General features: G+C 62.6%; 12 protein-coding genes. 2 read left to right on the top strand and 10 right to left on the bottom strand.

Features of this window, described 5'->3' with window-relative positions; genetic code table 11:
- Positions 1-14: 14 nt before the first annotated feature.
- The 3 genes from JYU29_RS16615 to phbB form a co-directional block, all read right to left on the bottom strand.
- The gene (locus JYU29_RS16615; protein ID WP_213985977.1) at positions 15-362 is read right to left on the bottom strand and encodes an RNA-binding S4 domain-containing protein; all 348 of its coding nucleotides are present in this window, start codon (positions 360-362) and stop codon (positions 15-17) included.
- Complete coding sequence (locus JYU29_RS16610) at positions 363-3,854, bottom strand: helicase-related protein (RefSeq protein WP_213985976.1); 3,492 nt, start codon at positions 3,852-3,854, stop codon at positions 363-365. It abuts the gene before it with no gap.
- Positions 3,855-4,291: 437 nt separating this feature from the next.
- Positions 4,292-5,014 carry an acetoacetyl-CoA reductase gene (gene phbB, locus JYU29_RS16605; protein WP_213985975.1) on the bottom strand — a complete coding sequence of 241 codons (723 nt, stop codon included), beginning with the start codon at positions 5,012-5,014 and terminating at the stop codon, positions 4,292-4,294.
- A 255-nt stretch (positions 5,015-5,269) separates the two neighbouring features.
- On the opposite strand from phbB, the gene phaR reads away from it, so the two are divergent.
- Positions 5,270-5,869, top strand: a complete 600-nt coding sequence (phaR, locus tag JYU29_RS16600) for a polyhydroxyalkanoate synthesis repressor PhaR (protein WP_213985974.1) — start codon at positions 5,270-5,272, stop codon at positions 5,867-5,869.
- Positions 5,870-6,049: 180 nt separating this feature from the next.
- On the opposite strand, the gene rpmF is transcribed toward phaR, so the two are convergent.
- From rpmF to JYU29_RS16585, 3 genes are all read right to left on the bottom strand, one after another.
- Entirely contained in the window at positions 6,050-6,232 is a 183-nt protein-coding gene (gene rpmF / locus JYU29_RS16595) for a 50S ribosomal protein L32 (protein ID WP_054313720.1), read from the bottom strand.
- Positions 6,233-6,389: 157 nt separating this feature from the next.
- Positions 6,390-7,121: a biosynthetic peptidoglycan transglycosylase gene (locus JYU29_RS16590; protein WP_213985973.1), complete on the bottom strand. Its 732-nt coding sequence runs from the start codon at positions 7,119-7,121 to the stop codon at positions 6,390-6,392.
- A gap of 146 nt (positions 7,122-7,267) precedes the next feature.
- On the bottom strand, positions 7,268-8,296 hold the full coding sequence (locus JYU29_RS16585; RefSeq protein ID WP_213985972.1) for a purine-nucleoside phosphorylase: 1,029 nt from the start codon (positions 8,294-8,296) through the stop codon (positions 7,268-7,270).
- Between the two features lie 186 nt (positions 8,297-8,482).
- Between JYU29_RS16585 and JYU29_RS16580 the strand changes: the two genes are divergently transcribed.
- The gene (locus tag JYU29_RS16580; RefSeq protein ID WP_213985971.1) at positions 8,483-9,400 is read left to right on the top strand and encodes a polyprenyl synthetase family protein; all 918 of its coding nucleotides are present in this window, start codon (positions 8,483-8,485) and stop codon (positions 9,398-9,400) included.
- Positions 9,401-9,404: 4 nt separating this feature from the next.
- Here JYU29_RS16580 and JYU29_RS16575 read toward each other — a convergent pair whose 3' ends face one another.
- The 4 genes from JYU29_RS16575 to JYU29_RS16560 all read right to left on the bottom strand — a co-directional run bounded on the left by JYU29_RS16575 (position 9,405) and on the right by JYU29_RS16560 (position 14,888).
- On the bottom strand, positions 9,405-10,214 hold the full coding sequence (locus tag JYU29_RS16575; RefSeq protein WP_250157546.1) for a lytic transglycosylase domain-containing protein: 810 nt from the start codon (positions 10,212-10,214) through the stop codon (positions 9,405-9,407).
- An 88-nt stretch (positions 10,215-10,302) separates the two neighbouring features.
- The gene (gene ispG / locus JYU29_RS16570; protein ID WP_213985969.1) at positions 10,303-11,556 is read right to left on the bottom strand and encodes a flavodoxin-dependent (E)-4-hydroxy-3-methylbut-2-enyl-diphosphate synthase; all 1,254 of its coding nucleotides are present in this window, start codon (positions 11,554-11,556) and stop codon (positions 10,303-10,305) included.
- Between the two features lie 71 nt (positions 11,557-11,627).
- Positions 11,628-14,177, bottom strand: coding sequence for an ABC transporter permease (locus JYU29_RS16565; RefSeq protein ID WP_213985968.1), 2,550 nt, complete (start codon positions 14,175-14,177; stop codon positions 11,628-11,630).
- A 3-nt stretch (positions 14,178-14,180) separates the two neighbouring features.
- Complete coding sequence (locus JYU29_RS16560; protein ID WP_213985967.1) at positions 14,181-14,888, bottom strand: ABC transporter ATP-binding protein; 708 nt, start codon at positions 14,886-14,888, stop codon at positions 14,181-14,183.
- Positions 14,889-14,944 lie beyond the last annotated feature (56 nt).

Raw genomic sequence — 14,944 nt, 5'->3', positions numbered from 1 at the left:
AGCAAATGCCGCGCTCACCCTTCGCTGTCATCGCCGTCGTCGTCCAACCCCTCATCCTCCGGCTCGAGATCCGCGAGGAGGAGAACGGGATCGGACGGCGACGACAGGTTTGTGTAGAGCATGCGCGCTTCCGCCGGCGGGCCGCGCCGCGTGCCGGGCTGCTCCACGCGTACCACCAGCACCTGGGTCTGAAAGGTGATCGTCAGCACATCGCCGACCTTGATCCCGCGCGCAGGATTGTCGGTCTTCTCACGATTGACGCGGATCGTGCCTGCCGCAACGAATTTCGCGGCAAGCGTGCGCGATTTTTGCAGACGCGCGAAGAACAGCCATTTGTCGAGGCGCTGTTTGCCCCCGTCCATTTACTTCTTCAGCTGTTCGCGCAGCGCCGCGAGCTTGGCGAAGGGCGAATCCGGATCCATCCGGGCCGGCCGCTCGTCGCGCTTGGGTGCCGAAGAGAACTTCGCGCCGCGATCGTCACGCGGCGGACGTCCGCCACCGCGCTCGTTGTCGCCACGATTATCCTTGTCGCGACGATCGAAGCGCTTGTTGCCGTCCTTGTTGTCGCCACCGCCCGGACGCCCGTCGCGCCGGTTTTCGCCCGCACGGTTTTCACCGGGACGATTGTTGCGGTTGCCGGGCGCACCTGCATTGCGGTTGCGATCGGGACGGGAACCACGATCGGGACGCGGCTGACCGTCGGCTGGCTGGTTTTCACCGGAAGCCGCCTGTGCAGCCGGCGCGCCATCACGCCGGTTTCCGCCACCGCGATTGTTGTCACGGCGGTTATTGTTGCGCTGGTTGTGGCGTGGGCCGCGATCATGGCGCGCCGGGCGCCACAACATCACCGGCTTTTCTTCCTCGGTCTCTTCTTCAGAGGCAGTAGCAGCAGCGGCGGGTTCTTCCGACGTCTTGGCTTCGGTTGAAGCCTCCGCTTCCGTTTCACCCAGCACCGATCCGCCGGCATCCACGAGCTCGGCCAGCGGCTCGGCGGGCATTTCGGCCGCAACCGGCTGCTCGGCATCCGAAGCCTGCGGTGCTGTTTCCGAGGCAGCTTCCTCAATCGCTTCGGCACCGAGATCGGGCTCGCCGGCCTGTTCAACCGCTACCGGCTCATCCGTGACGGGCTGTTCGTTATCGGCACCCAGCACGCTGGCGCCGGCTGCAACCGGATCAGCCGCGGTTTCGGCAGCTTCGCGGTTCGCCGCCAGCATTTCGTCGAGAACCTCGACATTGTTTTCCTGCGCAACCGGGCTCGGCGAAGCCGCAGCACTGATCGCAGCCTGTTCGGCCGCGGCCGCCTGATCAACGGCAGCCTTGTCGGCTGCAGCCTTTTCGGCAGCTTCCGCCACGCGGGCATCGGCCTGCGCCATGCGATCGCGCACATCCTTCGCCGGACGCGCTTCGCCGCGATAACCGAGACCCTTCAGGATCTCCTCGATGTCTTCGGCATTGGCACCGAGGATCGACATCATCTGCGGCGTGGTCATGAAGGCCTGGCCGTCGAACGCGCCGGCCGGACGCGTGCCCGATCCTGCCCGCCAGGCAAGGGCCGGACGGATCAGATCGGCCAAACGCTCGAGAATATCGATACGCACGGCGCGGCGGCCGAGCTGGCGATAACCGGCCAGCGGATAAAAGGCTGGATCGAAGGTCGTGTCGACCACCACCGAGGTGCGGCCCGCAGCCAGCATGGCAACGAGATCACCGAAGCCCGGCTTGTCCTTGCCGTCGTTCTTCAGCGCCCAAAGCAGCGTCAGAAGACCGGCGGGTGCTGGCTTCAGCAAGGCCGGCACGAAGATATGATAGGCGCCGAAGCGAACGCCGAGACGGCGAAGCGCTGCGCGCGATTCCTGATCGAGGCCCTTAACGTCATCGGCGATGTCGCGACGATTGATGACGCCGAAATTCTCCACCAGCCGGAAGGCGATGCCGCGTGCGAGCCCGGTCAGCTGCTCGGCATCCCGCAGATCCACCAGCGGCTTCAACAGCGATTCCACCTGGAAGGCGACGAAACGCTCGGCGCGTGCGGCGACCTTGTCGCGCGACGGACCGGTCAGCTGCTCGTCGGCAAGCAGGATCACGCGCGGCTTCAGCGGATCGTCGGTTGCGACCACAGTTGCCACCGGCGCGCCGATCCAGCGCAGGGTGCCATCGGAGGCCAACGCGAAATCGCCGTTACCAGCGGCGGCGAATTTTTCGGCCCGGCTTTCGAACTCCTGCGCGAGCGCTTTGGACGCGGCGGCCTTCACGGCTTTCGCATCCTCACCCTGCACACTCGTATCGGCGGTAAACCGGAATCCCTGGAGGTCGCCGACGGTGTGACCCTCGACAAGAACGCTCCCGTTGGACTGGACTTCCGCTTCAGGCATCGTGTTTTCTCTTAGACGCTTCATAAGAACGGATGTCCTGCGGTCTACGAAGCGTTTCGTCAATCGCTCGTGAAGCGCGTCGGACAATCGATCTTCGATTTCGCGTGTTTTTTCTTGCCAATGCAGCGGATCGGCCAGCCAACCGGGTCGATTTGACACAAAGGTCCAGGTCCGGATCTGCGCGATGCGATGCGAAAGCGTGTCGATATCGCCGGCCGTCGAGTCGGCGCGGCGCACCTGTTCGGCCATATAGGCTTCGTCGACATGACCCCGTTCGGCAAGATCGCTATACATGGAGGCGATGAGGTCGGAATGTTGCGCCGGCGCGATCCGGCGATAATCCGGCAGCGCACAGCATTCCCACAAAAGGGCGACGCGGTCGCGCCGGTCGGCCAGCCGGCGAATGCCGTTATCGCGTGCCAGAAGCGCCAACGCCTGCGCATCCACGGCCGGCAGCGCGCGCGTCAATCCTTCAACGGGCGCGATACAGTCGATCGACTGCTGCAAACCTTCCAGCGAGGAAAAATCGAGTTCGGCATTGCGCCATTGCAGAACCTTCACGGGATCGAAGGCATGCGCCTCGACCCGCTCCACCATCTCATCGGTGAAATTATCGCACTGGCCGGTCACGCCGAACGTGCCGTCGCGAAGGTGACGTCCGGCGCGCCCCGCGATCTGGCCGATCTCGCCGGGTGTCAGGTTGCGATACTGAAAGCCGTCGAACTTCTGGTCCTGGGCAAAGGCGACATGGTCGACATCGAGGTTGAGCCCCATGCCGATCGCATCGGTGGCGATGAGATAATCGACATCACCGGACTGATAGAGTTCGACCTGCGCGTTGCGGGTGCGGGGTGAAAGCGCGCCCAGCACAACAGCCGCCCCGCCCCGCTGGCGTCGGATCAGCTCGGCAATGGCGTAAACATCGTCAGCCGAAAAGGCGACGATCGCCGAGCGGCGCGGCAGGCGCGTGATCTTCTTGGAGCCGGCATAGGCCAGATGCGACATGCGCGGGCGCGACACGACGGAGATGCCGCGCAGCAGCCGTTCGAGAATGCCGCGCATCGTGCCGGCGCCCAGCAGCAGCGTTTCTTCGCGACCCCGCAGATGCAGAATGCGGTCGGTAAAGATGTGCCCGCGCTCAAGATCGCCCGCCAGCTGCACCTCGTCGATCGCTACAAAAGCCGCATCGGTTTCGCGCGGCATCGCTTCCACAGTGCAAACGGAATAGCGCGCGTTCGGCGGCTTGATCTTTTCCTCGCCGGTGATCAGCGAAACCTTGTCGGCCCCGACCTTTTCACAGACGCGGGCATAGACCTCGCGCGCAAGAAGGCGCAGCGGCAGGCCGATCACGCCGCTCGAATGCGCCACCATGCGCTCGATCGCCAGATGGGTCTTGCCGGTATTGGTGGGTCCGAGCACGGCGGTGACATTGCGCCCGGACAAAACAAGCGGCGCCGGAGACCGGTAGGAAGATGCTGTCATGCGGAAAAAGGCGTCTCCGGCAAGGGCGGCAAGTGCGGAAGCGGCAAGAGCATGTCAGGCCCGCTGGTTGAAACCTGATATAGAGCCTCTCGGCCGGAGATCACAGGGCCGAAGGCAATTCAGCTGACCCTGCCGGGAGTGAGCACCGGGAACGGCCCCGGAACAAAGCGCCGACGAATCGCTGACGCAGCCGGTTCGAGCTTTGTTCACGCTGCGCGATCACGCAGGCGACAACCGCGTCCGAGATGCGGGATCGGACCTCTCGTTTCCGAAAGCAGCAGCATTCTGATCGATGGCAGCGCACAATGCGAACACCACGAGAACGTTTGGGGTCTGTCATGCCGATCGATCGAGACTTTATGCACAAGCCATCCACACAAGACGCAACGCCGCCTGTGGAAACCGTCTCGCGCCCACGTCCTGAACCGCTGACGCCGTCAGCTCAGATACTGCCCGCCATTGGCGGCAAGCGTCGCACCTGTAATGAAGCCCGCTTCGTCGGATGCTAGAAACAGAACACAGCGCGCGATCTCGGACGCTTCGCCCAGACGCCCCACCGGGATTTGCGCGATAATGCCGTCCCGTACCTTTTCCGGCACCGCCATGACCATGTCGGTCGCAATATAACCGGGCGCGATCGCATTCACCGTGATGCCGGCCCGCGCGCCTTCCAGCGACAGAGCCTTGGTGAAGCCCAGTTCGCCCGACTTGGAGGCGGCATAGTTCACCTGCCCCACTTGCCCCTTCTGGCCGTTGATCGAGGAAATGTTGATCACGCGTCCAAAGCCGCGGTCGCGCATGCCGGGCCAGACGGGATGCGTCATGTTGAAGACGCCGCACAGATTGGTGTCGATCACGGCGCGCCATTGATCGGGCGTGATGCGGTGGAACATGCCGTCGCGGGTGATGCCGGCATTGTTGACGAGAACGTCGATCGGCCCGAGATCGGCCTCGACCGCCCTGATGCCGGCAGCACAGGCCTCGTAATCGGCGACCGACCATTTGAAGACGGCAATGCCGGTCTCGCCTGCAAAGCGCGCTGCCGCATCTTCGTTGCCCGCATAGTTGGCGGCAACCGAATAGCCCGCATCGCGCAACGCAATGGATATTGCCGCGCCGATCCCGCGTGTTCCTCCCGTCACCAAAGCCGTTCTGGCCATGATCCCTCCTCCCGATGACAGGAGATTATTGTTTCACGGGGCGGCAAAGGTCCAGCTGTTCAAAAGTGTTACTTGTGCCGACCGGCGAGAAACCGCGTTTGATCTGCCCGATGGAATGTTGCACTGCGCAAACCGCAACCGATGCGCTGCACAATTTGCTTCCAATTGCCGTCCGTTTGCGCATAGTCTTGCATCCAGAGCCAGCAAACTGTTCCCGGCCCGCTTCATTGCCGGGTTGAAATCGGAGGCGCGTATATGCCCGCAAAAGGCGACCCGGTGATCATCAAGAAATACGCCAATCGCCGTTTGTACAACACGGGCACCAGTACCTACGTCACGCTCGAAGACCTGGCCGAAATGGTGAAGCGCGGTGAAGAGTTCACCGTTCAGGACGCCAAGACCGGCGACGACATCACCCATCCCGTTCTGACCCAGATCATCTTCGAGCTGGAAAACAAGAACGGCCAGGCGATGCTGCCGATCGCCTTCCTGCGTCAGGTCATCGCCTTTTACGGCGACCAGATGCAGATGATCGTGCCGAGCTTCCTTGAACAGTCCATGATGGCCTTTTCGAAGGAGCAGGAACGCTTCCGCGATCAGATGAACAGCCTGAACAAGACGTCCGTCAATCCGATGAACGTCATGGCCATGCCGCCGATGAAGGCGATCGAGGAACAGACCCGTCGCAACATGGAAATGTTCCAGAACGCGATGCGCATGTTCACCACCTTCCCGACCGCCACCCCCCAGCCCGAGCCGACCGAAGCTCCTGCCAAACCGTCGGCCGACGATCTTTCAGAGTTGAAGGATCAGATTTCGGCGATGCAGAAAAAGCTCGACGCGCTCAATCGCTGACAGCGACGCTTTTTTCACGAGCCATATCGCTAAAACGCGCCTTGAGTGCGCGCTCATTCATGCGTTTTGTGCTGCCAAACACGCAATCCACGCTGCCGAAGGCGCACCCTAACGCGCGGTTCGAACGCAAAAAAGGCCGGCACGAGGCCAGCCTTTTCAGGATCGTCCATCAAGAAAAGCTCAGCTTTCCTTGGGCTCCAGCACCTGGCGACCGCGATACATGCCGGTCTTCAGATCGACATGGTGCGGGCGGCGCATTTCGCCGGAATTCTTGTCCTCGACATAGGTCGGGGCCTTCAGTGCGTCCGCCGAGCGGCGCATGCCGCGCTTGGACGGCGAGGTCTTTCGTTTAGGTACGGCCATTTTCAGCTCCATCGTCCGGCAATATCTAGCGCACGAGCCCGCAAGGGAGCTACGGCGGCCGGCCGGTCTTTCTTCGTAAAGGTGGCGTGCCTATACACAACACAAGCGCGCTTGGCCAGTATCTCATGCGGAAAAATCACCGCACAAGGCAGGAAGGTTAGCGAACGCAGCTCGTATAACCACCGGAATTACCGGCCATGCGCTGCACCCGATCCGCCAAACGCCCGAGATTGCGCGTCGGCGAGCCGGGATCGCGCTCCAGCGGGTTGGGCAACGCCACCGCCAGAAGAGCTGCCTCGCGCGGCGTCAGATCCGCCGCCGCCTTGCCAAAATGGTAGAGCGCAGCCGATTCCGCGCCATAAATGCCCGGCCCCCATTCCACGATGTTGAGGTAGATCTCAAGGATCCGCTTCTTCGAAAGAACGCCGTCGAAATAGATCGCCAGCGGCGCTTCCAGCGCTTTGCGTAGGAAAGACCGGCTGTTCCACAGAAACAGGTTCTTCACGGCCTGCATGGGGATAGTCGACGCCCCGCGCGTTTCCTCACCCGCCAGCGCATCCTGGATCACGCCATGCAATTCGCGCAGATCAACGCCATGATGCGAGCAGAACTGCCCATCTTCCGACATGATCACCGAAAACCGCAGCGCCGGCGCGATCTCCTCGATCGGCACCCAGCGCCGGTCATATCCTTGCAGGGTCACGGCATCGCGCAGCATCAGGGTCGAGATCGGCCGAACGCCAGGTACCGCATAAACCAGCGTCAGCACGACGGGGATCATCCCCAGAATCACAAGCACGAAAAAGATGTGTCGCAGCGAGCGGCGCAGCGATGGCGGGCGTTTCAATGGTCCGCGTCCCTTCCCCCGTGGTGGCGGTGGTGGTGGCATGGCTGGCTCATGATCTAGCTCGACGGCCGGTATGCTCACGCAACAACAACTCCCGCTCGGGGCCGGCGTCGAGGTGCTTCAACACACCTCGCAGCCCGTGTGGCAGCCTTTGTGGCAGCCCTCGTGATTTTTGATCTAGGCGATTCTCAGCGTGCAGGCACGCCTTTCTCCCACTCTGACCAATCGGCGATCATCGTATCGGCCAGCTTGCCCGCAACGCGATAAGCGTTGGTGGTCGAAGGCCCGAAGCCACCCGACTTCGCAGACAGCGACTCAGCCGGCGACGTGCCCGGCGCTTCGCGATCGAAATTTGATGCGGTGCGCAAGAGAGCGATACGGTCGAAGTCGAGCAAACCGGCATCATCGCCACGCTGCAGGGCCGTCAAAGTGGCATTGTCTTCCATCTGCGTGGTGCAATAGTCACCCTTGCCTTCAGTCATCAGGGACACCCACTCACCCATGCCCTCGGCAATCATGCTGCCGTGCCAATAGGTGTCGGACGACAGCGTATCGCAGATGCTGACTTGCGGCGCGGCATTGCCCGGTGCAGCCGGATAGGTGGCGCGATAGGCCTTTGCATCGTCGGCATCGGCCAGTTCGACATCCTTGGTAAGCGCGAAAGCCTTTTGCAGCAGCTCTTCGTTGAGCTGATAGACTTCCGTGGTCGAGCCCCACGTCGCCTTATCACCCGGCTTCTTGGCGCCGAGCGCCAGCACGCCATTCGACCAGTCCGAGCTGATCTGGCGCGGATCGATCTCATGGCGCAAACCGCCGTCGATGGCGTAGCGCGCCCAGTGGGCCGAACCAAGCGTGCCGTCGCTCGGGTCGATACCGGCGATGCCGGCAATGATGATGTAGCTGTTCTTCAGATCGAACTTGCCGCTGTAGATCAGCGCCGAAACCGAGCTTGCTGCATTGGCGAAGCCCATCGCGGTGGTCATCATGCACAGGTCGCCGCTCTGTTCGCAGGCAACCTCCGGAAACTCCTTCGACAGGCCGGGCACGGCGATCTTCGTGTCGAGCTTGCGCTCGGCGAGCCACGGCTTGGCTTCCCCTGCAAACATGGTGATCACCATGACCTTCGGCGCCATCGCTTCGGCGGCCATCGCCTGTGTACCGGCAAACATGGTTGCCGCGGTCAAAGCGAAAGCAGAAAAACGGCCGAACAGGCGCATGGTAGAACCCCTTTTATTTTTGCTTGGATGAGCGTGGGAAAATCCCGGGAAGACGCCCCGTCTTTTGGTTCAACTCCGTGTCACGGGTCAACCCTGAAGCAGGCACGACTGGAACATGTTCGCTCCATGGCACAAAGCCTCAAGCACACACTTGACCCCACTCTTCGTTCCGTTCATCGCAGAAGCATGGATACATCTGCCAATTCCGCTTTCGAACAGCTGCTGGCGGCGAGCGCCGAGACCGTGGAAGCGGAACTGCGCCACTTGCTCAGCGATCATCCCCGCGCCGGTGAAGTGACGCGTCCCCTGCACCTCATGCAGGCCGCACGCCATGGCGTGCTGAACGGCGGCAAGCGGCTCAGGCCCTTTCTTGTGCTGGAAAGCGCTGCCTTGTTCGATGCGCCGCCTTCCGCCGCCCTGCGTGTCGCGGCAGCACTCGAATGCGTTCATTGCTATTCGCTCGTGCATGATGACCTTCCGGCGATGGACGACGACGATCTGCGCCGAGGTCAGCCGACGGTTCACAAGGCCTTCGATGAAGCCTCAGCGATCCTGGCAGGCGACGGCCTGCTGACGCTCGCTTTCGATATCCTGGCCGACGACGAGACCGCAGTGCCCCCTAAGACGCGGCTCGCCTTGATCGGCGGATTGTCGCGCGCCTCCGGCTTCGGCGGCATGGTGGGCGGCCAGGCGCTCGATCTCGCAGCCGAAAAGGCGTTGCCGGATGAAGCGGGCATCATCACGCTGCAAGCGATGAAGACCGGCGCGCTGATCCGCTACGCCTGCGAAGCAGGTGCTATTCTGGGTGGCGGCAGCGACGAAGATCGCGAGCGCCTGCATGGCTTCGGCGCTGCCATCGGCCTTGCCTTCCAGCTGGCCGATGACGTGCTCGACCTCACCGCCGACGCCACCACGATGGGCAAGGCAACCGGCAAGGATGCCGCCGCCGGAAAGGCGACGCTGGCCGGTCTGCATGGCATCGAATGGGCGCAGGCGCAGCTGCGTGGCCTCGTTGCACAGGCCAACGAACTGCTCCAACCCTATGGCGAGCGGGCCGCCGTACTGATGGCCGCGGCCCATTTTGTGGCCGACCGGCGGAGATAAAAGTTTAGCGGTTGCGCCGAACGATGCAGCTGCCGCCGGCACTGCGTAACTGACGGCAAAGCTCGTTGGCGTCCGACCGTTTGTCCAAGCCGACCCGCACCACATAGATGCCGCGCCGTCCGCGTGGCGTGCGAACACGGCTGACGGCAACTTCCTTGCCGTTCAGCAGCCCACCTGCACGGGTCTTGAACCGTTCATACTGCCGCACCGCCACCGCGCGACGAACATTGCCGGCCACCTGCACCGCCCAAGGCTTGTTGGAAATGCGCGACATCGGCAGGGTTGCAGAGCGCACGATCGGCAAATCGCGGCAGGCTTCGGCAAAGCTCTTTTTGGGATCCAGCGGCACCTGCTCCGCGTCTTTTGCACCGATGAAGCTATCGGCGGATGCGCCGAGAATATCGAGCACATAGCCTTCCGTCTCGATCGGCAAAAAACCGCCGGAGCCCAGCCAACGCGAGATCCGTCCTTCTCCGGCATTATAAGCGGCCGCAGCCAGACCGAGATTGCCGAACTTGTCGCGCAATTCGGCAAGGTAAGCGGCTGAAGCCGGCAAAGCTTGGCTGATGTCGAAACTGTCGGCCAGGCCGCGCATCTTCGCGGTGCCCGGCATGAACTGCGCAATGCCCTCCGCACCGACCGGCGACACGGCACCGGCATCGAAGCGGCTTTCCTTCCAGATCAGCCGCGCAAAAAAGGCGGGTGGCAAGGCGTTGGCCGAAGCATTGGCCTGGATGAGGTCACAGATCTGCCCAACGCGGCCGCGCTTGGCGATTTCCGCTTGCTCGGCCTCGCTGATATCGGTCGCTGGCATCGGCACATAGCCCGAAGGCTCGGCCACGGCTGTTGCGCAAACAACAGCCGAAAGGCATGCGGCTAGCAGACTTCGCCGCATGAAACCCCTATTCCGCGGCTTCGCGACCCGGCAGGCCGTATTTGCGCTCGATGTAATCGGCGACCATAACCTGGAAATCGGCCGCGATATTCGGGCCCTTCAAGGTAGCAGCTTTCTGGCCGTCGATGAACACAGGTGCGCTCGGCGTCTCGCCTGTGCCGGGCAACGAGATGCCGATGTCGGCATGCTTCGATTCGCCCGGACCGTTGACGATACAGCCCATCACCGCAACCTTGAGCTCTTCCACGCCGGGATATTTCTCGCGCCAGATCGGCATGTTGGTCCGGATATCGGCTTGGATCGTCTGCGCCAGCTCCTGGAACACCGTCGAAGTCGTGCGCCCACAACCCGGGCAGGCCGCAACGATCGGTATAAACTGGCGGAAACCCATGGTTTGCAGCAGTTCCTGGCTAACCTGCACTTCGCGCGTGCGATCACCGCCAGGCTCAGGCGTCAGCGAAATGCGGATTGTATCGCCAATGCCCTGTTGCAGCAGGATGCCCATCGAGGCCGACGACGCCACGATGCCCTTCGTGCCCATGCCGGCTTCGGTCAGACCGAGATGCAGCGCATGGTTAGAGCGCGCGGCCAGCATCGTATAAACGGCGATCAGGTCCTGCACATTGCTGACCTTGGCCGACAGGATGATCTTGTCGCGTCCAAGCCCGATCTCTTCCGCCAGTTCGGCTGAAAGCAGCGCAGACTGCACGATCGCTTCACGCATCACCTCGACAGCCGTCAGCGGCGAACCGTTGGCAGCGTTCTGGTCCATCAGAACCGTCAGCAGTTCCTGGTCGAGTGACCCCCAGTTCACGCCAATGCGTACCGGCTTGTTGTAGCGGATCGCGGTTTCCACGATGGCGCCGAACTGCTTGTCCTTCTTGTCCTTGAAGCCGACATTGCCGGGGTTGATGCGATATTTCCCCAGCGCCTCCGCGCAATCGGGATGATCGGCCAGAAGCTTGTGGCCGATATAATGGAAGTCGCCCACCAGCGGCACATCGATACCGAGCCGCGCCAGCCGGTCGCGGATACGCGGCACGGCAGCCGCGCTTTCGTCGCGATCCACCGTGATGCGCACGATCTCGGAGCCGGCTTTATGCAGTGCCGCGACCTGGGCAACCGTGCCGTCGATATCAGCCGTATCCGTATTGGTCATTGACTGCACGACAACCGGCGCACCGCCGCCAACGATCACGTTGCCAACGGGAACGCCGACCGAAACGCGGCGCGGGAAAGGAGCGGAGAAGTATTCTGTCATGGCCGAAGCCTCTTAATATCCAAGCGGTCAGGTGACTGAGCTAAGCTTACCTGTCAATCTTTACCATCGTGTCACAGCGTCCGCAGCACTGGCGCAGCCTTTTGTCCGAGCACGCGCCATGTGCCGATCAAACCGATGCCGACGGTCAGCACCAGTGCGATCAAGATGGTGGACGCCGCAACGTCCGGCAAGAAGCGCCAAGGCAGATGCATGATCTCGGCGATCACGAACCAGGCGGCGATGCCGCCGGCGGCAAGCGCGAAGATGGCGGTCGCCAGACCGATCAGGAGATATTCCAGACTGAAGGCTGTGATCAGCGTTTTGCGCGTCGCGCCAAGCGTTTTCAGCACCACCGCATCATGCGTTCGCGCCCGGTTGCCGGCAGCGAGCGCGCCGGCCAAAACCAGCACGGAAGCAACCAGCGCCACGCCAGCGGCGGCGCGGATGGCGGTGCCGAGCTGGCCAACCAGCTTGTTGACGATGTCGAGTGCTTCCTTCACCCGCACCGAGGTCACGCCCGGAAATGTGCGGGTTACCGTGTTCAACAACTGTGCTTCATCGGCATTGGTGGCGTTGGATTCCAGCAGCGTTGCCAGCCAGGCATGCGGCGCGCCGGCGAAGGTGTTGGGCGAAAACACCATCACGAAATTGATGCCCATCGACTCCCACTGCACGTTGCGCAGATTGGCGATGCGCGCGGTGACATCGCGCCCCAGCACGTTGACGGTGAGCGTATCGCCGACCTTCAGGCCGAGTTCACGCGCTTCCTGGGCGGCAAAGGAAACAAGGGGTTCGCCGGTATAATCCGCCGGCCACCACTCGCCTTCCGCAAGGCTGCCGTTTTCGGGAATGTTCTGCGCATAGGTCAGACCGCGGTCCCCGCGCAGCACCCAGGCGCCCTCCGGTGGAACCTGAACCTTAGCCACATCGACGCCATTCAGTGCCATGATGCGGCCGCGCAGCATGGGCACGCGCACCAGCTTCCCGTCGGGAGATTCCTGCGAAATGAGAGCGGCAAAATCTTCTATTTCGGCGCTTTGGATGTCCACGAAAAAGAAATTGGGCGCCCGTTCCGGCAGATTTCCCGTAATTTCGCGGCGAAGATTGCCGTCGATCAGCGCCAGAGTAACGAGCAGCGTCAGCCCCAGGCCGAGCGACAGAACAACCGACGGCGTCAGCGCACCAGGGCGGTGAATATTGCCGACGGCCAAACGAAGCGCAGTCGATTGGACCCGAGGCGATCGCCGGGCAAGCCATTGCACAAGACCACCGACGGCCCGCAGAACCAGGAATGAAAATACCATCGCCACGATGAAGATGGTCGCCACCTTCCGGTCGAAGGACAGGAAGATCGCCAGGGCAGCCAGCACCACGGCAATGCCGGCAGCGGAAGCGACATAAACGAGCCGCGGCCAACCCTTTTGTTCGAAGCCCATTTCGCGGAACAAGGCGGTGGCCGGAATGTCGCGGGCGCGGCCGAGCGGCAGCAGGGCGAAGACGAGGGTGACGAGGATGCCGAACACTGCACCTAGCATCAACGCGCCGGGATAAACGCCGCCTTCTGTCGGCACCGGCAGCACGCCCTGCAGGGCGGCACTTGCGGCGAAGGGCATGGCGACGGCAATCAGCAACCCGAGCACCACGCCGATCACGGCGATGATCAGGATCTGGATCAGATAGATCGCAAACACGAATTTGCCGGATGCGCCAAGGCTCTTGAAAGTGGCGATTACCGGCCGCTTGGCGTCGAGATAAGCGCGCACCGCATTCGCGACACCCACACCGCCGACAACAAGCGCGGTGAGGCCGACAAGCGTCAGGAACTGCGAAAAGCGCTCGATGTTGGACGATAGCGACGGCGCGGCATTGAGGCGCGAGCGGATGCTCCAGCCGGCTTGCGGGAACTGCTGCGTGGCTTGTTCGCGCGCCGCCGTGATGGCGGCTTCGCTCGACCCTTGGGCGAGGCGCACCTTGTAGGCGTGTTCAATCAGACTACCCGGCTGGATCAGACCCGAGGCACGCATGCCGTCGAGCGACACCATCAGCCGAGGCGCGAAGCCGAAGCCGTCGGAAATCAGGTCCGGTTCTTCCAGAATTTCGGCGCGCAACTGGAACGTACTGCCGCCAAGGCGCAGACTGTCGCCGACCTTCAAACCCAGCCGCTGAAACAGGATGTCGGGGGCGGCTGCGCCATAAACACCATCACGCTCACCGAACAGCTCGGCATGCGACAAAGCCGGCTCCGTCCGCAACGTGCCGTAAAGCGGATAGGCGTCGTCGATCGCCTTCAGTTCAACCAACGTCTGGTCGGTTTCGTCCATCACACGCGCCATGGAGCGCATGTTGGCGCTGTCTGCCACGTCGCCGAGGCCATTCAGGAAGTCGCGTTCGGCAGCGGTCGCTTCGCGCTGGTTAAGCTCGAAACGCAGATCGCCGCCAAGCAGCGACTGGCCCTGGTTAGACACGCCGAGCGTAATGGCGCGTGCCACCGAATTGACGCCGCCGATCGCGCCGACGCCCAATGCGATACAGGCGATGAAGATCAGGAAGCCGGATAAACCGCCGCGCATTTCGCGTAAGGCGAAGCGCAGAGCGAGGCGAAAGTCGCGCGTGCTCAGCATCGCTTATTCCGCCGACACGCGAACAGGTGCCGCTTCAGCCGCATCCTCGATCCGGCCCGAGCGCATGGCGATCTGGCGCGAACACCGGGCGGCAAGCGACGGGTCATGCGTCACCAGCATCAGGGTCATGTTGCGCTCACGCGCCTTGGTGAAGAGCAGGTCGGCGATCTGCTTGCCGGTGGTCTGATCGAGATTGCCGGTTGGTTCGTCGGCAATCAGGATCGCCGGATCGGGTGCCAGCGCACGCGCAATCGCCACCCGCTGCTGTTCGCCGCCGGAGAGTTCGCCGGGATAATGGGTGATGCGATCCTTGAGGCCGACGGCAGCCAGCTCGCGTTCCGCCACACCGAACGGATCGGAATGGCCGGCCAGTTCCAGCGGAACGGCGACGTTTTCCAGCGCGGTCATGTTCGGGATGAGGTGGAAGGATTGGAACACGATGCCGACGGTCGTGCCGCGAAACGCTGCGATCTGATCCTCACTCCAGCCGTTGATCACGTTTCCGGCAATGGACACCGTGCCACCATCCACCTTTTCCAGGCCGGCCACCACCATCAGAAGCGTTGACTTGCCTGAGCCTGAGGGCCCCACGATGCCCGCGGTTTCACCCCGCAGCACCTGCAGGCTCACACCCTTCAGCACATGCACGGAGGACGCACCCTGGCCCAGTGTCAGGGAAACGTCGGAAAGCGCGATCACGGCTTCTGTCACGGCAAGGACTTCCTATATGCGGATCTTGAAAACCAGACACGACGCCCGGATAGAGG

The sequence above is a fragment of the Tianweitania aestuarii genome, assembly GCF_018457165.1.
In the GTDB taxonomy this organism is placed as follows: domain Bacteria; phylum Pseudomonadota; class Alphaproteobacteria; order Rhizobiales; family Rhizobiaceae; genus Tianweitania; species Tianweitania aestuarii.
Note: the sequence above shows the minus strand (reverse complement) of the source record. Positions and strands in the feature narration are given on the sequence as shown.